General features: G+C 65.6%; 10 protein-coding genes. 2 read left to right on the forward strand and 8 right to left on the reverse strand.

The window, feature by feature from the left end:
- The gene (locus ACIUM1_RS22970) at positions 1–834 is read left to right on the forward strand and encodes a DegV family protein (RefSeq protein ID WP_406814821.1); all 834 of its coding nucleotides are present in this window, start codon (positions 1–3) and stop codon (positions 832–834) included.
- Here ACIUM1_RS22970 and ACIUM1_RS22975 read toward each other — a convergent pair.
- From ACIUM1_RS22975 to ACIUM1_RS23010, 8 genes are all read right to left on the reverse strand, one after another.
- The gene (locus ACIUM1_RS22975) at positions 831–3,755 is read right to left on the reverse strand and encodes an RND family transporter (RefSeq protein ID WP_406814822.1); all 2,925 of its coding nucleotides are present in this window, start codon (positions 3,753–3,755) and stop codon (positions 831–833) included. The two genes, ACIUM1_RS22970 and ACIUM1_RS22975, sit on opposite strands and share 4 nt — an antisense overlap.
- On the reverse strand, positions 3,752–4,219 hold the full coding sequence (locus ACIUM1_RS22980) for an MmpS family transport accessory protein (RefSeq protein ID WP_406814823.1): 468 nt from the start codon (positions 4,217–4,219) through the stop codon (positions 3,752–3,754). Before ACIUM1_RS22980 ends, ACIUM1_RS22975 begins: the two co-directional genes overlap by 4 nt.
- Before the next feature lie 139 nt (positions 4,220–4,358).
- Positions 4,359–5,417, reverse strand: coding sequence for a dihydrodipicolinate reductase (locus ACIUM1_RS22985; protein WP_406814824.1), 1,059 nt, complete (start codon positions 5,415–5,417; stop codon positions 4,359–4,361).
- Positions 5,418–5,484: 67 nt separating this feature from the next.
- On the reverse strand, positions 5,485–6,135 hold the full coding sequence (locus ACIUM1_RS22990) for a GAP family protein (RefSeq protein ID WP_406814825.1): 651 nt from the start codon (positions 6,133–6,135) through the stop codon (positions 5,485–5,487).
- A gap of 31 nt (positions 6,136–6,166) precedes the next feature.
- Positions 6,167–7,906 carry an AMP-binding protein gene (locus ACIUM1_RS22995; RefSeq protein WP_406814826.1) on the reverse strand — a complete coding sequence of 580 codons (1,740 nt, stop codon included), beginning with the start codon at positions 7,904–7,906 and terminating at the stop codon, positions 6,167–6,169.
- Positions 7,907–7,954: 48 nt separating this feature from the next.
- Positions 7,955–9,082: an acyltransferase PE gene (pe, locus tag ACIUM1_RS23000; RefSeq protein WP_406814827.1), complete on the reverse strand. Its 1,128-nt coding sequence runs from the start codon at positions 9,080–9,082 to the stop codon at positions 7,955–7,957.
- Positions 9,083–9,135: 53 nt separating this feature from the next.
- On the reverse strand, positions 9,136–12,159 hold the full coding sequence (locus ACIUM1_RS23005; protein ID WP_406814828.1) for an RND family transporter: 3,024 nt from the start codon (positions 12,157–12,159) through the stop codon (positions 9,136–9,138).
- A gap of 84 nt (positions 12,160–12,243) precedes the next feature.
- Positions 12,244–13,683 carry a condensation domain-containing protein gene (locus ACIUM1_RS23010; protein ID WP_406817823.1) on the reverse strand — a complete coding sequence of 480 codons (1,440 nt, stop codon included), beginning with the start codon at positions 13,681–13,683 and terminating at the stop codon, positions 12,244–12,246.
- A 1,043-nt stretch (positions 13,684–14,726) separates the two neighbouring features.
- Here ACIUM1_RS23010 and ACIUM1_RS23015 point away from each other — a divergent pair.
- On the forward strand, positions 14,727–25,787 hold the full coding sequence (locus tag ACIUM1_RS23015) for a type I polyketide synthase (RefSeq protein ID WP_406814829.1): 11,061 nt from the start codon (positions 14,727–14,729) through the stop codon (positions 25,785–25,787).
- Positions 25,788–25,795: the final 8 nt, after the last annotated feature.

Consider the following 25,795-nt stretch of genomic DNA (forward strand, 5'->3'; position numbering starts at 1 on the left):
GTGACTGTCGTGGTGGTGACCGACTCCTCGGCACGTCTGCCGGCTGACCTGCTCGACAAGTGGGGGATACGCGTCGTTCCGCTGCACATTCTGCTCGACGGCGACGATCTGCGTGACGGTGTGGACGACGTTCCCGATGACATCTACAAACTCGCCGCCACCACCGCGGCGGCCACTCCGGCGGAACTCGCCGACGCATATCAGCAGGCGCTGGCCGACAGCGACGCCGACGGCGTTGTCGCTGTACATATTTCGTCGGAGCTGTCGGGCACCTGCCGAGCGGGCGAACGCACCGCGGTCGACCTCGATCCGAAGGTGCGCGTCATCGACTCGAAATCCGCCGCGATGGGCACCGGCTTCGTCGCCCTGGCCGCGGCGAGGGCCGCGCGCGACGGCGGAAACCTGGATGCCGTCGCGGACGCCGCACGCGCGGCCGCGGACCGCGGACACGCCTTCATCGTGGTGCACCGGCTGGACAATCTGCGCCGCAGCGGACGCATCGGCGGGGCGAAGGCGTGGCTGGGCACCGCGCTGGCGCTCAAGCCGCTGCTGCGTATCGATGACGGCAAACTTGTTCTGGCCCAGCGGGTCCGCACGGTAACCCATGCGACCGAGGTGATGATCGACCGGGTCTGTCAGGTCATCGGCGATGATGCCGCCGCCCTGGCGGTGCACCACGTCGACAATCCGGACGGTGCCCGCGAGGTGGCGAAGGCCTTGGGCGAGCGGTTGCCGGCGTGTGAGCCGGCGATCGTCACCGAACTCGGGCCGGTGCTCGCATTACACGTCGGCGCGGGCGCGGTCGCGGTCTGCCTGCAGCTGCCGGCGACCTAGGCCGGCCCGGCGACCGTAGCGGGGACCCGCACCGGCCGTCGCGCGTTGTCACCGCGCGGGTGCACAACCTGTGGCCACCAGAACCAGCGTCCGAGCAACGTGGCGATCGAGGGCATCAGCAGCGTGCGCACCACCAGCGTGTCGAGTAGCAGGCCGATGCATACCGTCGACCCGAACTGACCCAGCACGCGCAGGTCGCTGCCCAGCATGGACGCCATGGTGAAGGCGAACACCAGGCCCGCCGCCGTCACCACACCACCGGTGCCGGCCATCGACCGGATGATCCCGGTTTTCAGCCCGCCATGGATCTCTTCGCGGAACCGGGAGACCAGCAGCAGGTTGTAGTCCGAGCCGACGGCCAGCAGGATGATGACCGACAGCGCCATCACGATCCAGTGGATCCGGATGCCGAACAGATCCTGCCAAATCAGCACGGACAGACCGAATGACGCCGCGATCGAGCTGGCCGCGGTGCCGACGATCACCAGCGCCGCCACCACACTGCGGGTCAGCAGCAGCATGATCATGAAGATCAGTGTCAGGGCCGACACCACGGCGATCATCAGGTCGTATTTCTCGCCGTCGGCCATGTCCTTGAAGGTCGCGGCGGTTCCGCCGAGGTACACCCTGGCATCCGACAGCGAGGACTGCTTCAACCCCTCCTGCGCGGCGGTGCGTTCGGCGTCGACGCGCGCGATGCCCTCCGGCGACATCGGATCACCCTGATGGGTGATGAAGAACCGCGCAGACTTTCCGTCCGGCGATAGGAACATGCGCAGACCGGTCTGGAAGTCGGGATTGTCGAAGGCTTCCGGCGGGAGGTAGAAGAAGTCGTCGTTCTTCGACGCGTCGAAGCTCTGCCCCATCACGATGGCCGTGTTGCTCATCGCTTCCATCTGATCGATCATCGCCTTGAACGTCTGGTAGAGCGTGAGCGTGATGCCCCTGGTGGTCTTCAGCGTGGTGATCAGCGGCGGAAACAGCGCGTTCAGGTCATGGGTGGCGTTGGCGGTGTGCTGGATGTCAGCGGTGAGGTAGTGGAACTGTTCGGCCAGTTGGTCGAACCCGTCGAACGTGTCGAACAGGGACCGCAGCCCGATGCACACCGGAATGTCGTAGCAGTGCTTCTCCCAGTACATGTACGAGCGTATCGGCCGGAAGGTGTCGTCGAAATCCGCGATGTGGTCGCGCAGGGTGTCGGTGATCTGCGAGGTGACCGCAGTGGTCTTGGCGCTGTCGTCGGCGGCGTTGGCCAGATCCAGCGACACCTCGTACTGGCGTTGGGTGGTCTCGATCTGGGTCTGCAGGTCGTCCGCCATCCGCAAAATGTCGGCGATGCGCTCCTTGAGAAAACTCATGTTCTGCATCGTCGTCTGGCTTTGGACGCTGTTCTGGAACGGAATCGAGCTGTGCTGAATCGGAATGCCCAGCGGGCGTGTGATGTCCTGGACCATGGCGATGCCGAGCGTGCGCATCTCGTTCTTGGCCACCCGGTCCAGCACCAGCATGTCGGCCGGGTTGCGCATGTCATGGTCGGACTCGACCATCAACAGGTCGGGGTTCATCCGAGCCTCGGAGAAATGCCGGTTCGCGGCCTCTTGCCCTTGATTCGAAGGTGCCGACAACGGCAGGTAATGGCGGTCGTTATAGCTGGTGTGGAAGCTCGGCAGGGCGATCATGCCGACCAGCACGACCGCGGCGCTGACGGCCAAAACCGGTGCGGGCCAACGCACTACGGCGGTGCCGACCCGACGCCACAGCCGGCCACGCTTGGCCTGCTTCTCGAAGAGGTGGAACCGACTGCCGATGAAGACCACCGCCGGGCCCAGCGTGATGCCGGCCAGCACCACCACCAGCATGCCGATCGCCACGGGCGCACCCATGGTGTTGAACCACGGCAGCCGCGAAAAACTCAGGCAATAGGTGGCGCCCGCGATCGTCAGGCCCGACCCCAACACGACCGGGGCGACGCCCTTGAATGTGGTGTAGTACGCGGTTTCTCGATCCTCGCCGGCGGCCAACGCCTCCTGATATCGGCCGACCAGGAAGATGCCGTAGTCCGTTCCGGCCGCGATCGCCAGCATGGTGAGGATGTTGGCGGCGAAGGTGGTCAGCCCGAACGCGTTGTGGTACGCGAGAACCGCGACGACGCCGCGCGAACAGGCCAGCGCGACGAAGGTCATGAACAGCTGCACGAGCGTGGTGACGACGGACCGGTAGACCAGCAGCAGCATGATCGCGATGGCGCCCAGGGTGAACAGCGTGATCTTGGCCAGGCTGGCGTTACCGATGATGTGCATGTCGTCGGACAGGGCCGCGGGGCCGGTGACGTAGGCCTTCACGCCGGGCGGCGCCTTGTTCTCGTCGATCACCTTGCGAACGGCATCGACCGACTCGTTGGCCAGCGTCGTGCCCTGGTTACCGGCGAGGTTCACCTGCACATAGGCGGCCTTGGCGTCGGCGCTCTGCGCACCCGCGGCCGTCAGCCGGTCGCCCCAGAAGTCCTGGATGTGCTGAATGTGCCTGGGGTCCTGGCGGAGTTGCCGAATCAGCTTGTCGTAGTACTGGTGCGCATCCGGGCCAAGGGGGTGCTGTCCCTCCAGGACGATCATGACGGTGCTGTTGGAGTCGAACTCGTGGAAGTTGTGACCCAGGCGCATCATCGCCTTCATCGATGGTGCGTCCAGCGGTGTCATCGGCGCCGAGTGCGCCTCGCCGACTTTTTCCAGCGTGGGAACGATGACGTTCACCAGCACGGTGACCGCCACCCAGCCCAAAATGATGGGAATCGCAAAGATGCGGATCGCATGGGGAAGGTAGGGCCGGTGGCCGCGCTCGGCCTTCGATAAGCCCCGGGTGGTGATCGGGCCGGTGTCGGCAGCGCTCAGGTCGCGCTCGGTCTGACTGTTCACGTCGCTCATGCGGATTTCACCAGGCAGAAGGTCTGGGCGTTATGGCCGGCGGAAGTCTGGTTGTCGCGGACGACACCGTCCACGGTGATCTTGCAAGCGATCGTGCTGCCGTCGCTTTGCGCCATGATGTTGGCGCTCACCGAGGGCAGCGTGGTCGAGATCGTGGTGGACCACGGCAGTGGGGCGTTGTTCACCTGGTGCGTGTTGGCGTTCTCGTCCCAGTAGTTGATGTTCGCCGTCGTGCCGGGGGCGCCGGAGATCTCGTAGACGACGACCTTCGGGTTGAACTGCACGATTTCGATCCCCTTGCCGGCGTTTGCGTTGAGATCCTCCGAGCCGAAGATCCTGTGCAGTCGTGACACGACGAGCGCGGACAGCGCCAGAACGACGACCAGCAGCAGTGGAATCCACGCCCGTTTCAACCCGCGGCTGACAAGGCCGGGGCGGGTACCCGAGTCTGGACTAGCCACCACCTGACCGCCTTCCGTCAAGCTCACCAACCGTCGCCGAGCACACCGATGTCAACGGAACATTTGCTCAGTTAGGGATACTAACCTTAGTGCACGCAAGCGTTCCTCCCGGGGGACGCCAGTTGTGGCGAACCGCATACCGCTAGGGCGCCAGCCGACCGGTGACGGGCGGCAAATCCGCGAGCGTGACGATCCCGGGCTCGGCGGCCACCACCGCCGGGACGGCGTTGGTAACCGGCATCGCGGTGTAAATCATTCCCAACCCCATGAACCCGGGCTCCGTCCAATCCTTGGGTGGCAGGCAGTGCAACACCGTGCGCATGTTGGGCAACCCGAACACCTGGATGACGTGGCCGTGCTCGAGCGGCTTGGGCGGGACGACGTGACTGCCCATGGTCCAGTTGAATCCGACGCTGACGACGTTGCGATCGCCGACCCAGCCGCGGTGATAGCCGTACACGCTGCCGACCGTCCCGGCGGGAATCTTCATGAAGCCCAGATCGGAGTCGTCGGTCGCCGCGGTGAAGGTGACGTCGAAGGTCATCTTGTCCAGCTTCGCCCCGATCGCGTCGGCCATCATCGCGGCCGATTCCGCGAAGACCTCGCTTTCCCGCCGGACGCTTTCGGCCAATCCCGGGGTGTCGGGATCTTGCGAAAACCCCATGGCCGTCTGGGTTTCCGCAGACTCGTAGGTCGAACAGTCGACCGACTCGGTGATGCGGATCTCGTCGACGCGCTCACACGAGGCGGACAGCACCATGCCCACCATGTTCGTCATCCCCGGGTGAGCGCCGCTGCCGAAGATCGTGGAATTGCCCTTCCGGCAGGCATCCTCGATGCGTTTGCGGTCCTGCGGTGTCTGCTTGCCGCCGGTGATCCACGCGGCGCTGGTGCATACGTTGACGCCCGCTTCCAGTAGCCGCACCAATTCATCGATGTTGGGCCACAACGGGTTATAGCAACAGGCGTCGGCGCTCAGGGCCAACAGCGCGTCGATGTCGTTGGTCGCTTGCACACCGGTTGGTTCCGGCCAGCCCGCCAGTTCTGCGGCGTCGACACCGACCTTGTCGGCGCCATGCGCATACACCCCGGCCAGTTCCAGGTCGGGTCGCCCGATGATGGCGTGCAGCGAACGCCGGCCGATGTTGCCGGTCGTCCATTGGATGACCCGCAGGGGACGGGATGGACTGGTCGTTTTCATGCGGGCTCCTTTGCCGTGCGATCGACTCATTATGTTCAGGCCGGCCCACCTGCACGCGAGCCGGTGGTCACAGTCCGGCCGTGCCGGCCGCGAGGAACAGGCAGCCGGCCGCGCCAAGCAGGAGCGCGACTTCGTGGCGGCGCCGCGATCGAATCCAGTTGTGCAACGCTTTCATCGACCTGGCGGTTGTCTCGGGCGCCAGTGAATAGGCCAGCAGCGGAAGCTCCACGAGCGCGAAGGCCACGACGTTGAACATCAACAGCATTGCGATTTGTGTCGGGGCAGCCGCACCCGAGGCCAGAATCAGCGCTAGCGCGGCGAGATAGTCGACCGACGGTAATGCGATGCTGAGACCGGCGATTCCCGCGACCGACAACGAATGTCCCCGCAGAAACCGTTGGCCCGGCGTCGTCAATCTCGCCGGGTGCGGGCCCAGTCTTCCGGGGATGTCCACGGCCACGGCGACGGCGACCGCCAACGCCAGGAACCCGATTAGGATCTGAACCATCGGCACGGTGAAGTAGGTTGACCCCGTCAGCGCGCGGCGAAGCAGGAACAAGACCACCAGGCCCACCGTCATTCCCATCGCGAAAGCGCCGGCCAAGAAAGCGAGCAACTGCAGCGCCGGTCTTGGCCTGTTCAGCATGAGCACCGTCATGCCGATGCGGAAAGGTTCGACGGCCACGGCAACGGCCATTACCAGGACGGTGATCAACATCGATACGGCTGCACGCCCGCAATTGGACGGTTCAGGCGTCCAGCCGGACGAACCGCTCCTGCCGGTACTGCTCGATACAGGCGGCGCGGCGGATCTTGCCGCTGGTAGTGGTGGGGATCGATCCCGGTGGCACCAGGACAAGGTCCCCGACGTTCAACCCGTGCGTATTGGCTATCGCGGAGGTGACATCGCTTTTGACGCCGGTGAACCAGTGCATCGTCTCCTCGTTGGATTCGCCCCGCTTTTTTACCTCGATGATGGTGACCAACTTCTCGGTACTGTTCAGCGGGACCGATATCGCCGCGACCCGGCCGCGGGTGATCTCCTGGATTGTCGCCTCGATGTCCTCCGGGTAGTGGTTGCGCCCCTGGATGATCAGCAGATCTTTGATCCGGCCCACGATGAACAGCTCGCCGTCGTAGCTGAAGCCCTGATCTCCGGTTCTCAGCCACGGCCCTTCGGGCGTGCCCGGCGACGGCTCGACCAGCGTTGCGCCGAAACAGCGCTGCTCCTCGGGCGCTTTGCGCCAGTAGCCGTCGGCCACGTTATCGCCATGCACCCAGATCTCGCCGATCGTGCCTTGCGGGCACTCCCGGTTTGTGTCGCAGTCGACGATCCGCAGCGTCGGCGTTTGCGGCATCTTGTATTTGACCAGCGCCGTGCCGGTGCCGGCCGCACATCGCCGGGCGCGGCCGGCGGACAGCTCCCCGCTGTCGAAATGCACCGCGCCCGATGCATCACACCAGGTACCCGCCGCCGCGAAGACGGTCGCCTCCGCCAGACCGTATGACGGACGCACCATGTGGTCGCGAAAGTTGAAGTGCGCGAACCTGTCAACGAAACGTTGCAGCGTGGCCGGCTCCACGCGCTCGGCACCGCTGATGATGCCGAGCACGCCGGAGAGGTCGAGTCCGGCCAGGTCGCCGTCGGTGGTTTTGCGGGCGGCCAGGTCGAAGGCGAAATTGGGCGCCGCCGACCACGCATGAGGATTGCAGGCCAACGATCGCACCCATCTGGCCGGCCTCTCCAAAAACGAAATCGGACTGCTCAATTCGCCGCGGTAGCCGCCCAGGATCGGGGCGCAGACCCCCAGCACCAAACCCATGTCATGGTAGAAGGGCAACCACGAGACAATCGTCAGATCTGACGGGACCGTGACCCCGGAATCCGCGAAGAAGCCACGCATCAACTGCTCGAAATTCACGCGGAGGTTGCGGTGCGAGATCATGACGCCGGTTGGCTGGCGTGTCGAGCCCGAGCTGTATTGCAAATACGCGGTGCTGGGCAGATCGGCCGTCCGAACGCTTGTTCCGCCATCGACATCGAGGTGCAAAGAATCGATTTCGACGATCTTGGGAAGAGTGTCCAGCCGTGCTTCATCAACGTATTCGGTGATGTCCTCCGCGACCGCGGACGTTGTCAGGACAACTGAGGGTGACGTATCGGCGAGGACACCGCTCACCCGCTCGTGACTCGAGCCGCGGTGCGGTAACGGAAGCGGCACCGCGATGAGCCCGGCCTGCATGGATCCCAAAAACGCCACAACGTAGTCCAGTGTCTGGGGGGCCAGGATCACCGCCCGGTCTCCGACGGACCCGTGCACGTGAAGTTCGCGTGCCAGGTTCAGGGTGCGGCGCGACAACTGCGACCACGTCACGCTCTGGGGGACACCCGCCCAGTCGTCGTCGTAATTGGTGAACGTGAACGCTATGTCATTGGGCCGCATGCTGGCACGGCCGTGCAGCATCGAGAGAATAGAAGACTGGGACATAGGCGTCACATCACGTCCATACTGATAGTCGATTTGCGGGGCTCGGACTCAGTGGTCGGCTTCGCCTGCGCCGTGCGACAACACGGACATGGCGCCGCTGAGAATCTGCGAGAACGGGTCAGCGCCGCCGCCGAATGTCGCCTGGTTGGCCGGTGCCGTGACGGCCGCTGGGTCGAAGCCGTGCACGGGGTCCACCTGAACCGGTGCGGTCGCCGGGTCGTCGTTTCGCGAATAGCCAGCGTTCACCCGGGGAGTCAAGATTGCGTCGAGCTTGTTCAGCGTGTCCTCCGGGATCCCGATGTAGGCCAGGGGCATCACCAGCGGAAGGTGCTTTTCGGGGACCATGATCGTGGTGACCTTGGCGCCCCGGGAGTTGACCGTCGTTCTGATGTTCTGCGGCGGGACCATGCTCGGGTTCGTGAACGCCACCGCGGTGTGACCCGTGGCGAGGCCCAGCAGAGTGTTGGCCAGAGCGAACAAGTTGTCCGGCCGGTCGGGGAAGTCCGCGATCGAGTCGTAGGCGGCCACGAACTTGTCGGTGTCGTACTGGCTCTCGTACGGCGGTGGCATGCGGTAGTCCAGTGCGGGCACGACGCTGCCGACCGGGAACATGGCGCTCAGGAAACTCTGGCCGAAGGCGTGCTGCCCGATCGGGTCGCCGAACGTTGCGAAGTTGAGCTTGTCGGGCGGGGGAGCGGTGGGGTCATTGGCCAGTCGGGCCTGCTCGCCGTCGACTACGAACCCGCCCTCCGACAAGCCGATCGCCGTGCCGGGGCGACCGGTGGTGCGGATCGCTGCGTCGAGATTGTTGATGCCCTCGTCGACCGACTCGCCCACGCTGGGGCCGTCCATTCCCAGACCCGGGAAGGATTCGTCGAGCTTGCCGATGCCTGGGAAAAGTCGCTCCAGGACATGCCCCTGCACCTGACCCGCCGGGTAGCGAACGATTTGGCGCTGCTGGCCCGGGAACCACTCCGCGCCTTCCATACGGATGTATTGGTCGTACGGGATGCCCAGGACGTGCGCGCCGCCGAGGGCGTAGGCGGTTTGGTCGCCCGGCGCTCCGGGTGTCGGCGGGCCGCCGATGGGTGTGTCGGCCCTTGCCGTACCGACGCCGAAATAGCCTGCGCCACTGACGGTTACCAGCGCCGTAACTCCTGCGAGTAGTTTCTTCATCCCTACTCCTGACCCTTCGGCTGCTCTAGTCTCACATACATCACGGGTGCGTCCTAACTGGGCTCTGGTTCGGCGCGTCGGACCGGGGTTGCCGACACCGGCCGCCCCACGCTCATTCGTGACGGCCACCAATTCGCCCGGCCCACCAGCGCCGCTAGGGCGGGAACCGTAATGGTGCGCACCACAAAGGTGTCCAGCAGAATTCCCACGCCGATCACGAAACCGCCTTGGATCACCGTGCCGATGCTGGAGAACAGGAGGCCGCACATCGAGGCGGCGAAGATCAGCCCCGCCGCGGTGATCACGCCGCCCGTCGAACTCAGGGTGCGGATGATGCCGTAACGCATGCTGTGCGGAGACTCGTCACGCATCCGCGAGACGAGCAGCATGTTGTAGTCGGCTCCCACCGCGACCAATACCACGAATGCCAGTGGCGGCACACTCCAATGCAATTGCTGGCCGAGTAGGAATTGAAAAAACAGAACGCCGATGCCTACCGCCGACAGATACGAAATCACCACGGTGGCAACCAGATACAGCGGCGCGACGATCGCGCGTAGCAGCGCGATCAAGGTCAGCAGCACGACGAACAGGGTCACCGCGATGATGAACCGGATGTCGTGTTGGTAATAGTCTCGCGTGTCCTTCAGTCCGGCGGTGTATCCCGCGATCGAGACGGTGGCGTCCGCCAACGCGGTATTGGGCTGGGCTCCGCGGGCCGTCGCGGTGATCGCATTGACCTGATCCATGGCTTCGGTGGAGAAGGGATTGAGTTTGGTTTGGACGAGATACCGCACCGAGCGGCCGTCCGGCGAGATGAACACCTTGGCCGCCTGCTGGAACTCCGGCAGACGCAGCAGCTGGGCCGGGATATTGAAGCCCGCCATCGCCGGACGCGCCGCGTCGTGTTTGAGCGACAACAAAAACGCGGCCGACTCACTGAGCCCCGCGCCCAGCTGCTTGACCTTGTCGATGAGCGCAGCCACCGCGTCGGCCACCTGCCGGCTCCCACCGGCGAGCTGGCCTGCGCCGTTCTGCAAGGAGTTCAGGTTGGCCTGCAGACCGCCGGGCCGGTCCATCCCCATGGAATGCAGCACGTCGCTGAGTTTGGCGAATGCGCTGCGCAGGCGGTCTGTCGACGCTTTCAGGGCCCGCTTGTCCGGGTACTCCTGCAATTGATGGGACAAGTCGTTGATCGCGTCGAGGTCTGCTTGATCGCGCGCACCCACCAGCTGCTCGAATGTCCCGCGGGTGGCGCTGCACGACGAGTCGGCATCGCAGACCGGGTTGCCCTGCAGCGCTGCCAGGACCGGGCCTATCCAGGCGAACATGTTCTTGGCGGCTGAGAAGTTCCAACCCATCGCGTTGCTGAGCGAGTTGACGTGGTCGACGAGTCGGGCTGCGATGTCGACCTCTTCGACCAGCGCGTTGCCGCTGTACTGATTCTTTGTCGATGAGAAGGCGCTCTCCAGTTCGCGCACGCTCGCCGCGAGCTGGTTGACCTGGCCGCGGACATCGCCGAGGTTGTCGGCCAGCGTCCCGGCCCCTTCGGTCAGGCGATTGAGGTCGCTGGTTTGGTCGTTGATCATCTTGGACCCGCCGGCCAGCAGACTGCCGATCGCGCCGGCCTGGTAGGTGGCCCTGAATTGTTCCGGCACATTCCCGGTGGGTCGGGTGATGCCGCTGACGGCACTGATATTCGGCAGTTGGCTGACTCGATCCGCCATTTGTTCCAGGTCCGCGAGGGCCTGCGGCGTGCGCAGGTCATGCGGCGACTGCACCAGGATGTATTCCGGAATGGACTGATTCACCGGGTAATGGCGGTCCAGCGCGGCGTAGCCGATGGAGCTCGGAGCGGACGACCGCAGGGCCTTACGGTCGTCGTAGTTGTAGCGCACCAAGCTCGCGCAGCTGGCCAGGATGATCAGCACGAGCACACTGGCGACCAGATGCACCCGGGGGCGCCGCACGATGCGTATTCCGGATCGCCGCCAGAACCGAGCGGTCAGTTCACGCCGGGGCTTGATCCAACCGCGCGGTCCGGCGAGCACCATGATCGCCGGCAGCAATGTCACCGCGGCCAGGAACGCGACGCCGATCCCGATTGCCGAGGAGATTCCGACCGTCTTGAACACGCCCATCCGGGCGAAGCTGATCAGAAGGAAGGTGATTCCCACGGTACTGGCCGACGCGGTGATCACTTTCCCGATCGAGATCAGCGCCCGCTTGACCGCCTGATCGAAATCATCCCCTGACCGTAGATAGTCGTGGTAGCGACTGATGAGAAAGACCGCGTAATCGGTGCCGGCCCCGGCCATGATCGCGCTCAGAAACACGATGGACTGGTTCGAGACCCCCGAGCCGCTCAGTTGCGAGTAGCCCGCCACCGCCGCCTCCGCGATCATCAGGGATAGTCCGATCGTGATCAACGGCAGCAGCATCGTGACCGCGCTGCGGTAGACCAACAGCAGGACGATGAGCACCAGACCGGCGATCGCCAGCTCGATCGGAAGGCGATCCCGGTTCCCGGCGACGGTGAGGTCGGCGACGGTCGCCGCGGGGCCGGTGAGGTTCACCGTGAGGGCCGTTCCGGTCGGATTGTTCTGCAAGGTTCGTTTGACGATGTCGCTGATCCGGTTGAATGCGGCGTAAGACTGTGGGGTGCCCAACTCGCCCGCAACGCCGACCGGCAGCACCCACGCCTTATGGTCCTTGCTGGTCACGGCCGAACGCAGGGGCGGCGCGCTGACGAAATCCTGCAACATCACGACATCTCGCGTGTCCTGGCGCAGCGCGCCCACCAATTTGCGATAGGTGGCTTCGTCGGCGGGCCCGAGGCCCTTCTCGTCGGTCAGGGCCACCAATAGGAGGTCGTCCGAGCCCGATTCATGAAACGCCTCGGTCATATTTCGGGAGGCGATACTGGATGGTGCATTGTTCGGCAAGATGGCGAGCGGATGCTTTTGGGCCATCTCGCCCAGGGATGGGAGTGTCAATGGGAGGGCGACCGCTAAGGCGGCCCAGACCGCAATGACGACCCAGGGCCAGCGCACCACGAAATCGGCTATTCGTCGCACATCGGCCTCATCCCGGCTGGCGCGGTTGTTTGCATACTGCGACGGCACCCGGCGCTGTTGTCAAAGCGCGCAAATTCCCACGAGTCATCGAACCACTCCAGACTCTCCGACGCGTCCCCAATGCCCGGTGTCAGCGACCCGACCGCACACGGATCTCATCGCTTCCAAATAGCGGACAACTGATTTCCGGGCTACCGGATCGTCGGGGAACATCATCGCCATTGCCGTGCCTTCCCCGTACCGAAACAGATAGACGGTCAGCTGATACGAATACCGGCCGTCCGAGTAGATTCCGATGTTGTTCGCATAACCGAGGTCGGCTGCCGCGAGTACGGCGTTGAGGGGAGCGGCGCCGCCGTGGAAAAAATTGGACACCGGAAAGTTCGGTTGCGGCCACTTCAGCCACGGCGCCAATTCCAATACGCGGTAATACGGCACCTTCGCCAAGTGCTGACCCGAATCGAAAGAAGTCTGCGCCGCCCACGCGGCCTCGGCGAAAGACGCCGCGGCGATCGGCACGGTGATCGGGACCAGGCCGGTAAACCAGCCCTGCGTCATGAAATTGTCCGTAGTCCTGCGGGTATCCCGGGGAGTGAGGCCGTAATACGTTGGAGCGCCGGTGAATTCGTGCTCCACCAGGGCAATGCATGCGAACAGGCCGCCGATGAAACGCGCGCCGACCGCGGTGCAGGCTGATTCGAATCGCTCCGTCTGTTCTGCGTCCATCACGAGTTCGGACACCATGTCGCTCGCACTCGCCCCGGACGGATTGCCCAAGGGCAGCGGAAATTCGGGAAAACTGCCGTTGTTGTTCTCGGCGAAGTCAATCCACTCACGTACTTCGGGCGAATCCACGGTCAACGTTGAGGTGTACTTGCGCTCGCCGGCGCAGAAATCGTCAAAACTGCCGGCATCGGGAAGCTCAAGGGGTTCATTGCCTGCGCTCGCCGCCGCATACATTCCGTTGGCCTCGAGCATCGTGGTGCCGATCAACGTCGCGTCCCCGTGGACATGATCCATTGCGGCAAAGAAGGTAAAGCAGTCAGCACCCTGGACGATCCCGAAGGTAAAGCAGCCCCACTCCAGCGGACTCGGTATCGACACCACGTGAGCGCGCATTTCGTCAACAGTCATTTCGCCGTGATCGATCGGTGCGAATTCGATATCAGCGGGGTCGCTGATGGTGTGCCTGATGAACTCCCCATTACCGGTGTGGTCGAACCAACTGCGGAACGTGTCATGCCGGCGCAGGTATGCGTTGACGGCATGGTTCATGGCGGCAACATCGCATTGGCCGGGCACGTCGCAGGTAGCGATGATCTGGCGGGAAAAGTCGAGGCCGGCGGACGTCCGCTCGTGATAATTACGAAGATGCTGGCCCTGCATATAGCTGACCGGTACCGAACTGGCCGGCGCTTGTCGCGCCCGCTCGGCGGCCGCGGCCGTCGGGTGCCAGGAGATGACCGACCCAGGTGTCGGCGCCCAATCGCCGAGCGAACCGATCGTGATTTTCCCGATGCGCAATTGAATCTCCTCGTTCTGGACAGCCGCGGTGGGGCGCCACGGTCGCGGCACCAAGATAACTTTCCCCGCAGTGACCGACGGCGAGATGCGCGGATACGCCTGCGACAGCTCACCGACACGGCCGGCGGTCGTGAGGACAAAACGGCTGGCGCCGGACACGGGCCGGCGCCGAGGGTTGACGATACTCGTGCGATCACCCGACGATACTTATGCGACGCGCCGCGGAGAAGCGCGATACCCGTTTGATTGTTATACGCGTGCACAACCGGCGCGGCATGCGTACATTGTTTTACGGACCTGATAGTTTCGCTGCCACGCGGTCAGCCAGTGATGGCTGGACCGGCGCGAATACTTGATCTTGCGAGGAGTGTCGAGATGGGCGATACGTCGAGACGTCGGGTCAAGGCTCTTTGAGAGCGGGTAAATCATCGCATGTTCACGGGTCTGGACCCGTGAACATGAACCCCGTTGCGGGACATAAGATTTCGCACGGCGGTTGGACTAGATCGCGCGCGGTGGGACGGTTGACGCGATCCGGGATGCGGGTTGCCTCGCGCCGAGCGCCGTTGAAGGTGATGGATGACGTGGTTTCGTGACAGCAGCGCAGCCGGCCGCGGATGGTAGGGATGGGTTCGTTCGCATCCCTGGCCGCAGCGGGTCCACGCACGTCGAGGAGGCGACTGTCGCCGGCGCAGCGACAGGTTCCGTCTCCCCGATCCCGGCGGGTGTATTGTCGTCGCCTGTACCGGAGACCTTCCTGCAGTCGATGACTGGCGGGAAGCGCGAATTTGAATGTTGCACTTGAGAATATCTGCGGCGCGGCGGGTCGGGGTGCTCTCCGAACGCGGGCCGGCTTGGTGGTGAAGTGATTTGAGTTGACGACGGTTGCTGGAGGCAGTGCACCAGCAAAATCCCGCACGCTGTCTGCTCCGGGGTGCGCAGCGAGCGACCAAAGATCTGGTACGGAACACCACGGCCGTGGCGCTGAAGGCCGGCCCATGGCGCATGGAATCCTCACGAGCCCAAGCAGAGAGGACAACCGCATGTCAACCGCCGAAGGTCTGATGGGACCCGCATCCGGTTTCGCGATCGTCGGATACGCGGCGCGTTTTCCCGGCGCCGCGGACACTGACGAATTCTGGCAGCTGCTGCGAGAGGGTCGGGATGCGATTTCGGAGGTGCCCGAGGACCGGTGGGATGCCGACGAATTCTTCGATCCGGATCCCGACGCGCCCGGGAAAGTTGTCACCCGCCGGGCAGGTTTCGTCGACGACGTAACGGGTTTCGACGCGCCGTTTTTCGGTATGTCGACGCGTGAGGTCAGGTTGATGGACCCGCAGCAGCGGATCTTGCTCGAGACGGCGTGGCAGGCGGTGGAACATTCGGGCACCGCACCAACGGCCTTGGCGAACACCAACACTGGTGTGTTCGTCGGGATGTCCACCCACGACTACCTGGGCATGGCGTCCGACGAGCTGACGTACGCCGAGATCGAGGCCTATATGGCGATCGGGACGTCGTCCGCCGCGGCAGCGGGCCGGATCAGCTATCGGCTGGGACTGCAGGGTCCGGCGGTCGCCGTCGACACCGCCTGCAGCTCGTCGTTGGTGGCGATCCACCAGGCATGCCAAGCGCTGCGCTTGGGCGAATGTGACCTCGCGCTGGCCGGCGGCGCAAACGCCCTGCTCACACCGGCGACCATGATCACCTTTTCCCACGCGCACATGCTCGCGCCCGACGGCCGGTGCAAGACTTTCGATGCGGCCGCGGATGGCTACGTGCGCGGCGAAGGTTGTGGCGTCATCGTCGTGAAGCGGCTCGAAGACGCGATTCGTGACGGTGACCGGATTCGGGCCGTGATCCGGGGCAGTGCAATCAACCAGGATGGCGCATCGGGCGGTTTGACGGTGCCGAATGGCGTTGCTCAGCAACGGGTTATCGCCGAGGCGCTGCGGCGCGCCGGCATCGAACCCGGGGACGTGGGATACCTGGAGGCACATGGGACCGGGACGTCGCTGGGCGATCCGATCGAGGCCCAGGCCGCGGGCGCGGTGCTCGGCGCCGGGCGCGAGGCGAGTAAGCCGCTGTTGATCGGCTCGGTGAAGACCAACATCGGGCACCTGGAAGCGGCCGCCGGGATCGCGGGCGTCATCAAGGTCATCCTGTCGCTCGAGCACGGGTTATTGCCGCAGCACTTACACTTCCGCGATCCGTCTCCGCACATTCCGTGGGACCGCCTTCCGGTGCAGGTCGTCAAAGAGGCGACCGCATGGGAACGGAACGGTCGGCCGCGTATTGCGGGAGTCAGTTCGTTCGGGTTCGCCGGGACCAACGCGCACGTCATCCTCGAGGAGGCGCCCGAGGAGGTGGCCCAGGCCGCCGTCGCCCCGGTTTTTGCCGACCGGACCGACGACCGGCGGTTCAGCATTCTTCCGCTGTCGGCGCGGACACCCGCCGCGCTGGTGCAGATCGCCGAGCGATACCGAAATTGGTTGAGCGCGAACCCCGACGCCACGCTGGCCGATTTGCGCTTGACCACCGGGGTGGGGCGGGCACACCTGGAACATCGGGCCGCGCTGGTGGTGAATTCGAGAGAATCGGCCAGTGAGTTGCTCGGCGCGCTGGCCGATGACCGGCCGGCACCCGGTTTGGTTCGCGGTGTATCCGATGACGCACCCAAGACGGCGTGGCTGTTCACCGGTCAGGGCAGCCAGTACGCCGGCATGGCCAGGGAGCTGTTCGACACCGAGCCGGTGTTCGCCGAGACACTGACCCGCTGCGCGGCAGTGGTTGCCGATGTGCTCGAAAGACCATTGCTGAAAGTCATTTTCGATGCGGACGGTCCGGGCAGCGAAGAGACCTTGCGGCAGACCAGCTATGCCCAGCCCGCGTTGTTCGCGGTGGAGATGGGCCTGGCCCGCCTCTGGCAGTCGTGGGGCTTCGAACCCGACGTGGTGCTGGGCCACAGCGTCGGCCAGTATTCGGCGGCCTGCGTCGCCGGTGTGTTCAGCCTCGAGGACGGGGCGCTGCTGATGGCCGAGCGCGGCCGTCTTTTCGGCAGTTTGCCCGCGGGCGGTCGGATGGTCGCGGCGTTCACCGCCGCCGAGCGGGTCGAGGCGCTGACTGACGAGTTCCCGAGCCTGTCGGTTGCCGCCTACAACGGCGCCAACACCGTATTGTCGGGACCAGCGCAGGATCTCGACCGGGCGGTGGCCAGGTTGACGGAAGACGGTGTCCGCTGCGACTGGCTGGACACCAGCCATGCGTTCCACTCGTCACTGCTGGATCCGATCCTCGACGAGTTCGAGTCGTATGCGAACCGGTTCGATTTCCGCTCGCCACAACGGATTCTGGTGTGCAACCGCACCGGCGCCGCGCTCGGCAGGAGCGTGAAACTCGATGGGGCGTATTGGCGTCGCCACGCCCGCCAACCGGTGGAATTCGCCAAGAGCGTGCGGACCCTTGCCGACCTGAGTTGCAAAGTGTTGCTCGAGATCGGCCCGCAACCGGTTCTCACCGCCGCAGCACTGCGGGCATGGCCTGACCCCGCCACCGCACCGCGGGCGATCGCGTCGATGCGTCGAAACACCGCCGACCATCGCCAGATCACCGAAGCCCTTGCCGACGCGTACGTCCTGGGGCACGTGCCCGAATTCGGTGCGGTGCGGCGGGAACCGGCGCGAAAGCTCGACCTGCCCACCTATCCGTTCCAGCATCGTCAGTACTGGTTCCGCGAGAAGCGGGTCCGGCCCTCTGCCCGCCAGGCCACTGCCCCGCGGACCGACGCCGTCCGACTTCTCGAGGACAACCGCATCGCGGAGCTCGCCGCGTTGCTCGATGGCACGAACGGTGACCAAAACACCCTCGATGTGCTGACAAAGCTTGCCGCGCAGCACAATCAACAGCGTAAGAGCCAGACCATTTCGGATGACCGCTACGAGATACGCTGGGACAAGGCCGCGGTGCCGCTCTCCGAGGCGGAAGCCGACGAGGAATCCACCTGGCTTGTGGTCGGCGATGACGATGCCGCCCAGCCTCTGGTCGACGCGCTCACCGCGCGTGGGCACCAGCCCCGGATTCTGGGGGCGTTGCCCACCACCGACGCCGACGAGGAGCGGCTCGAGAACGTGCTGCGCGCTGCCGCGGCAGACGAGGCGCCGCTACGCATCGTGCACGTCGGCGCCCTCGATTCCGTTACCGCGCCGTCGATGCGATCGCTGCTGCGGATGCAGCACCGGGTACTGGCCGGAACGCGGCGACTCTTTCGGGCCGCGGCGGCCGCCGAACTGCGCCAACCCATTTGGATGGTCACCCGCGGCGCGCAACGAGTCACTGACGCCGACACCGTATTCCCGGATCAGAGCTGTCTATGGGGGTTCGGTCGCGCCGCCTCGCTGGAGCATCCGCAATTGTGGGGCGGACTGGCGGACGTGGCGCAGGGCGGTGCCGACGAGTGGTCGCGGCTGATCAAGGTGGCGGCGGCACCACGCGCCTCGGCCGTGCGGGAAGACCAGATCGCGCTGCGTGGCCAAGACGTCTATGTTCCCCGGCTGGTCCGGCGACGCGGGCAGCCTGCCGCAACACCGCTGACATTGCGTGAGGATGCAACGTATTTGGTGACCGGTGGGCTTGGTTCGATCGGACTGGAAGTCGCCGGGTATCTGGCCGCACACGGCGCCCGGCATCTGGTGCTGACCGGCCGCCGCGCGCCCAGCGACGCCGCCCATCAGCGCATCGATGCCCTACGGCAACAGCACGGATGCGAAGTCCGGGTGGTCGCCGCGGACGTCGCCGACGCCCACGACGTCGCGCGGCTGCTGGGCAATGTGCAGGCCGAACTGCCGCTGGCAGGCATCGTCCATGCGGCGGGCGAGATCGGTACCACTGCGCTGCGGGCCTTGGACGACGCCGAGGTGGACAGAGTGTTCGCCGGCAAGGTCTGGGGCGCTTGGCATTTGAGCGAAGCGGCCGCCGACCTGCAGCTGGACTTCTTCCTCAGCACTTCATCGATCGCCTCGGTCTGGGGCGGGCTCGGTCAGACGGCCTACGGCGCGGCCAACGCATTCCTCGACGGGTTGGCCTGGCGGCTGCGCGAGCAGGGCGTGCCGGGGATCAGCGTCAATTTCGGTCCCTGGTCGGCGGGTATGGCCGACGAGACGGCTCGGGCGCGACTGGCTGAACGCGGGGTCAAGACGCTATCACCTGCCGATGCGCTGGCGGGCCTGGCCGACGTCATGGCGGCTTCGGCCGCGCCGGACGTTGCCCAAGGGGTGGTGGCGCGAATCGACTGGGCCCGTTTCCTGCCGCTTTATCAGCAGGCCGGGAAGCGGTCCTTGCTGGCTGAGTTGGCAAGCGAAGTTCCCGATTCCGTCTCCGGCCCGACGGCGTCCGGAAGGACGCAACTGGTCGAGCAGCTCAGCCACGCTCCGGTGCAGCAGCGCAAGAAACTCATCACCGATTACCTGCGTAGCGCGGTAGCGGAGGTGACGCGAGTCGATGTAGCGGAGATCCGCGGCGACGCCGGCTTCTTCGATCTCGGCATGGATTCGCTGATGGCCGTCGAGCTGCGGCGCCGCATGGAGCAAGGGGTGGGTAAGGAGTTGCCGGCCACCCTGGCGATGGACTATCCACGTCTGTCCGACGTGGCGGATTATCTGCTGGGCGACGTGCTCGGGCTCAGCCAGCAGCCATCCGCCGATCCGGGGACGCGACCGGCCCCGGTAGTGACGACGCGCACGGATGAGCCGATCGCAATCGTCGCAGTAGCGTGCCGTTTTCCCGGTGCGGCCGATCCCGAAGCATTCTGGGAGCTGTTGTCCGGTGGTGTCGATGCGATCCGGGAAGTCCCCGACGACCGATACGACATCGATGAGTTCTACGACCCGGATCCGGACACTCCGGGCAAGATCTACAGCCGTTTCGGTGGATTCCTCGACGGGATAGACGGTTTCGATCCGGAATTCTTCGGTATCTCTCCGCGCGAGGCCGTCTGGATGGATCCGCAGCAACGGCTGATGCTCGAAACTGCGTGGGAGGGCTTGGAGCGTGCCGGGTATTCGCCGGGGGCCTTGCGCGGCAGCCGCAGCGGGATCTTCGTGGGGGTGGGCTCCAACGAGTATTCGCATCTGCTGTCCGCCGACTCGGTTGAGAAAATCGAGCCCCACTTCATCACGGGCAACGCGCTCAATGCCATTTCGGGCCGGGTCGCCTTCGCACTCGGGCTGGAAGGACCGGCGGTGGCGGTCGACACCGCGTGCAGTTCGTCGTTGGTGGCCGTCCATCAGGCCTGCCAGGCATTGCATTCCGGCGACTGCGATTTGGCGTTGGCCGGTGGTGTGAACGTCCTGCTGAGTCCGGTATCCACCATCGCCGCGTCGCGTGCCAGGATGCTGTCTCCGGTCGGGCGATGCAAGACCTTCGACGCCTCCGCGGACGGCTATGTGCGCAGCGAGGGCTGCGGGATCATGGTGCTCAAAAGGATGAGCGATGCGGTGCGTGACGGCGATCGGGTTTGCGCGGTCATCCCGGGCAGCGCGATCAATCAGGACGGCGCTTCCAGTGGTTTGACGGTGCCCAATGGTGGTGCGCAGCAACGTCTTATCGCCGCGGCGTTGGCTCGCGCCGGTCTGGCCGGCGAGGATATCGACTACCTCGAGGCGCACGGGACCGGCACCGCGCTGGGTGATCCGATCGAGGTGCAGGCCGCCGGGGCCGCCTACGGTGCCGCCCGTGACGTGGACCGGCCGTTGCTGATCGGTTCGGTGAAGACCAACATCGGCCACCTCGAGTCGGCGTCGGGCATCGCCGGTCTGATCAAAGTCGTGTTGTCGCTACAGCACGAAGTGCTGCCGCAGAGCCTGCACTTCCAGACACCGTCGCCGCACATCCCGTGGGACTCGCTGCCGGTGCGGGTCGTGGACGAAGCGATTCCGTGGCAGGCCAACGGCAGGCCGCGCCGTGCCGGCGTCAGTTCTTTCGGGTTCACCGGCACCAACGCACACGTGCTGATCGAGGAGGCGCCCGCGTCATCGCCGACCGACGACGAATACTCCCCAGGCGACCGCGCGGCGGCAGCGGAGACGAACGTTCATGACCAGCCGGCCGACGTGCTGCCGCTGTCCGCGCGATCCCCGGAAGCCCTGGTGGCATTGGCGCGGCGCTACGAGGAATGGTTGAACACCCACCCGAAGGCCGACATCGCCGATGTCTGCTTGACGGCCGGGGCCGGACGTTCGCATTTCGAGCACCGGGCCGCGGTGGTGGTGGACTCGGTTCAGAGCGCACGCGAGGCGCTCGCCGACCTGGCCGAGAACCGGATGCGGCCCGGGGTGGTGCGTGGTGAGTGCACGGAGCCGCCGACGACGGCATGGTTGTTCACCGGGCAAGGCAGCCAGTACCCCGGGATGGCACGCGAATTGTTTCACGCAGAGCCGGTTTTCGCCGAAACGGTGACGCGCTGCGCGGACGCGGTCGACGCGATGCTGGCGCGTCCGTTGCTGGAGGTGCTCTTCGCGACCGACCGGGAGACCGGTGGTGAAGCCGGAAAGACGCTGCGGCACACCTCCTTTGCGCAGCCCGCGCTGTTCGCCGTCGAAATGGGCCTGGCCCGGCTGTGGCAGTCGTGGGGCGTCGAGCCCGACGTGGTGCTGGGGCACAGCGTGGGTCAGTATGCGGCGGCGTGCGTGGCCGGGGTTTTCAGCCTCGAGGACGGGGCACGGCTGATGGCTGAGCGGGGCCGGCTGTTCGGCAGCCTGCCCGATGGCGGGCGAATGGTTGCGGTGTTCGCCGACCCCAAATACGTCGAGGAGATCGCGAACGACTTCCCCCGGGTGTCGGTCGCGGCCTACAACGGCCCCAACACGGTGCTGTCGGGTCCCGGCGCGGATCTGGAACAGATCGTCGCCCGAGGTGGCAGTGACGGGATCCGCTGCAGCTGGCTGGAGACCAGCCACGCCTTCCACTCGGAGCTGCTGGAGCCGGTGCTCGGCGAATTCGAAGCATATGCAGCACATTTGGATTTCGCGGTACCGACGCTGCCGCTGGTGTGCAACCGCACCGGTGCCGTGCTCACCGCCGATACCCCACTGGACGCCCAATACTGGCGACGGCATTCCCGCCAGCCGGTGCAGTTCGCCGAGAGCGTACGGACCGCGGCGGCGCTGGGATGCTCGGTGGTGATGGAGATCGGTCCGCAACCGGTGCTGACCGGGGCCGCGGTGCAGGTCTGGCCGGAACATCTGGCCGCGCCGCGCGCGATCGTCTCCCTGCGCAAGGGCGTCAACGACCGGCGCCAGATCGCGGAGGCGCTGGCCGCGGCGTACGTCAGCGGTCACCGGCCCGACTTCGCTGCGCTGCACCGTCAACCGCGCCGCAGGCTCGAACTTCCCACTTATCCGTTCCAGCACCGGCGCTTCTGGCCCAGGGCTTCTGGCATCGCCGGCATCGATGGCCAGGGTGCTGCGGCATCCGGGCTGCTGGGCAGCGCGAAAGAGCTCGCCTCCGGCGACTCCGTCTACACCAGCCGGTTGTCGGTCAAGTCGCAGCCGTGGCTCGCCGACCACGTCATCTATGGCACCGTCGTCGTCCCGGGCGCAACGTATGCGGCGATGGCCCTGGCCGCCGTCGGGGCGCCGGGGCGCGTGCAAAACGTGTATTTCTATGAGCCGATCATCTTGCCGGAGAAGGCTTCTCGCGAAGTGCAGCTGAGCCTTCATCCACTGGAGGAGGGTGGCGGCTGGAGCTTCCGGGTGAACAGCCGCCCCTACGGCGTCGCCGACGCCGAATGGGCGCTGAACGCCGATGGCACCGTCGTCACCGGTGTCGATGACGAGCCGGCCGCTGACCCGGCGGACTCCATCGAGGCGGCGATCGAGCGGCTGGAGCGCAGCCGTCCCCAGTTGCTGTTCGAGAGCTTCGCCGAAAGCGAGTTGGAATGGGGGACTACCTGGTCGACGTCCCTCAAATCGCTGTGGTTCGGCGACGGCGAGGCGATCGGCGATGTCACCGTCGGCGAGGAACTCGCCGAGCACCTGGGCACCGAGCCGATGCATCCGGTGCTGCTCGATCTGTGTACCGGCGTGGTCTTCCCAGCGTTCCCGGCCCTGCTCGCGGCCGAACAGGGGATCAACGATCTCTTGCTGCCGTTGCGGTACGGGCAAGTGTCACTGCGGGAGAAGATGCCACGACGGTTCTATTGCCGCGGGAAGTGGCGCGCCAGCCCCCTCGACAGCGAAACACAGGTCTTCGACATCGATTTCGTCGATCGGGACGGTCGCCTGCTGGGCGGAATTCGCGAGTTCACGGTCAAGCGCGCGCCCCGCGAGGCGCTGTTGCGTGGACTCGGCGGCGATGCCACCCGGCTGCTGTACACCCTGGGCTGGCACGAGGTGCCGCCTCAGCCGTCGAGTGATGATGCCGAGGCCGCCGCAAATGCGAACGGCAGCTGGCTGATTGCCGGCTTCGACGAACTGGCGGCCGATCTGCCCGGTTGCACCACCTTTGACCGGAATGCGGATCCGGAATCCCTGGCGCAGTTGTTGGCACAGGCCCGAGAGCGTGACGTGCCGTTCGCCGGCATCGTCTGGCGCGCCTGCGGACCGAGTGCCGAAGAATCGAGCGCTGATTTTGCGCGGCGGCTGGAAACCGAGATCGCCCATCTGCTCAGTGCGGTGCACACCTTGCAGACCGCTGGTGACTCGGCGGCAGCCCAACTTCCCGACGGGCTCTGGATCATCACCGAACGGGCGGTGGCGACCGAATCCGGCGAGCCGGTCGATCCGGTGCAGGCGGCGCTGTGGGGCCTCGGGCGCACCGTCCTCAACGAGGAACCGGCCCTGCGTTGCAGGCTGGTCGATTGCGATGGCTCGCCGCAGGCCGTGCATTCGCTGGCCGGACTGCTCAGGGCGCGGCTCGACGAACCAGAACTGGCAGTGCGGCAAGGAAAGTTGTTGGCGTCGCGGTTGCTGCCGTGGGCGCGCAGCGGCCATCTCACGGTGCCGCGCGGAACCGATTACGTGCTGGCTCCGACCGAACGGGGCGCGATCGACAATCTGCGTCTGATCGAGAAAGAAGCGTCGACACCGGCCGAGGGCTGTGTGCAGGTCCGGGTTGAGGCCGGCGGTTTGAACTTCCGGGAGGTGCTCAATGTGCTGGGCCTCTACCCGGGCGATCCCGGCCCGCTCGGCGGCGACTTCGCCGGCACCGTCACGCAATTGGGTGAGGGTGTCACCGGACTCGAGGTCGGCCAACGTGTCTATGGCTTCATGCAGGGTGCGTTCGCCAGCCGGTTCAATGTGCCGGTCCAGTTGCTGGCGCCGATACCCGACGGGCTGAGCGCAGTCGCGGCGGCCACCATCCCCGCCGCCGCGCTGACGGCCCGGCTCGCGTTCGATTGGGCGGCGCTGAAGCCCGGTGACCGGGTGCTCATTCACGCGGCCAGCGGTGGGGTCGGATTGGCCGCCATCCAGCTGGCGCAACTGCACGGTGCGATCGTCTTCGCGACGGCCAGCACCTACAAACGTGCGACACTGCGCAAGTTGGGCGTGGAATATGTCTACGATTCGCGCACAACGGATTTCGCCGATCAGATCCTCGCCGACACCGAGGGCGCCGGCGTCGACGTGGTGCTCAACAGCCTGACCAACGAAGGGTTCATCGAGGCGACCGTGCGGGCGACTGCCCAACACGGCCGGTTCGTCGAGATCGCCAAGCGAGACATCTGGACGCGCGAGCAGATGACGGCGGCCCGTCCCGATATCGCCTACGAGATCGTCGCGTTGGACTGGGCATGCGTGCAGGAGCCGGAGCACATTCGGCGGCTGCTGACCGAGGTGTCGGACGGGTTGGCCAGCGGCGAGTGGACGCCGCTGCCCGCCGAGATCTACCCGCTGTCCGAGGCGAAGACGGCGTTTCGCCGCATGCAGCAAGCGCGGCATATCGGCAAGATCGTGCTGCAGATGCCGGGCCCGCTGCAGCCGCGCGCTGATCGGACCTATCTCATCACCGGTGGACTCGGTGCAATCGGTCTGCACATGGCGGCCTATCTGGCCCAACTCGGAGCGGGTGACCTCGTGCTGACCAGCAGGCGTGCGCCCGACGCCGACGCGCAACGCTCAATTGACGACATCGTCGAGCGCTATCGGTGCCGCATCCACACCTTCGCGGCCGATGTCGGCGACGAGGCGCAAGTCGAAGAGCTGCTGGCGCGGATCCGCGCGGAGTTGCCTCCGCTCGCGGGGGTGGCGCATCTGGCGGGCGTGCTCGACGACGCCCTGCTGTCCCAGCAAAACCTGGAGCGTTTCCGGACGACGTTGGGGCCCAAGGCATTCGGTGCTTGCCATTTGGACCGGATGACGAGAAGCGATGATCTCGACTTCTTCATCGTGTCCTCCTCGGTGTCCAGCCTGCTGGGTTCCCCCGGCCAAGCCAACTACTCGACGGCCAACGCGCTGCTCGACGGGCTGGTCGCCCAGCGAACGGCGCGAGGCTTGCCGGCGACGGGGGTCAACTTTGGCCCCTGGGCACAAGGAGGTATGGCCTCCTCGGAGGCGGCACGCGCCAATATCGGTGCGCAGGGCCTGATTCCGTTGGAACCGACGGCCGCCCTCAATGCGCTCGCCGAGGTTGTCGCCAATGGAACCGGACAGGCGACCGTCATCAAGGCGAACTGGCAACGCGCCGCGAAGCTGCTGGGCGCTTCTCGCCCACCGATTCTCGACCTCGTGTTGCCGAGCGCCGCCGGGGAAGCGACCGGCGACAGCGAATTGCTCCGGCAACTTTACGAAATACCGGTGGCGCAGCGCGCCAGCTTCGTCACCGAATTCCTGCAGCGCGAAGTGCAGGGATTCCTGCGGCTCGCCCAACCACCCGCAGCGACCAGTCGGTTCTTGGACCTGGGCACGGACTCCCTGATGGCCGTCGAACTTCGCAACCGGTTGCACAGCCAATTCGGTGGCGCGTTCACGATCAACGCGACCGCGGTGTTCGACTATCCGACGATCGGCGGGCTCGCCGAGTATCTGGCAGATCAGCTGCCCGACGCGGAGTCGGAGTCACGCTCGCAATCCACCGACGCGGAATCGGCTGCGGCGACAGGGTCGAATTGAGATCTAAC

The sequence above is a fragment of the Mycobacterium sp. M23085 genome, from assembly GCF_045343915.1.
In the GTDB taxonomy this organism is placed as follows: Bacteria; Actinomycetota; Actinomycetes; order Mycobacteriales; family Mycobacteriaceae; genus Mycobacterium.

Coding starts and splice junctions, on each gene's coding strand:
- ACIUM1_RS22975 (WP_406814822.1), bottom strand. CDS start 3,755: ATGAGCGACGTGAACAGTCAGACCGAGCGCGACCTGAGCGCTGCCGAC.
- ACIUM1_RS22985 (WP_406814824.1), bottom strand. CDS start 5,417: ATGAAAACGACCAGTCCATCCCGTCCCCTGCGGGTCATCCAATGGACG.
- ACIUM1_RS22990 (WP_406814825.1), bottom strand. CDS start 6,135: ATGTTGATCACCGTCCTGGTAATGGCCGTTGCCGTGGCCGTCGAACCT.
- ACIUM1_RS22995 (WP_406814826.1), bottom strand. CDS start 7,906: ATGTCCCAGTCTTCTATTCTCTCGATGCTGCACGGCCGTGCCAGCATG.
- pe (WP_406814827.1), bottom strand. CDS start 9,082: ATGAAGAAACTACTCGCAGGAGTTACGGCGCTGGTAACCGTCAGTGGC.
- ACIUM1_RS23015 (WP_406814829.1), top strand. CDS start 14,727: ATGTCAACCGCCGAAGGTCTGATGGGACCCGCATCCGGTTTCGCGATC.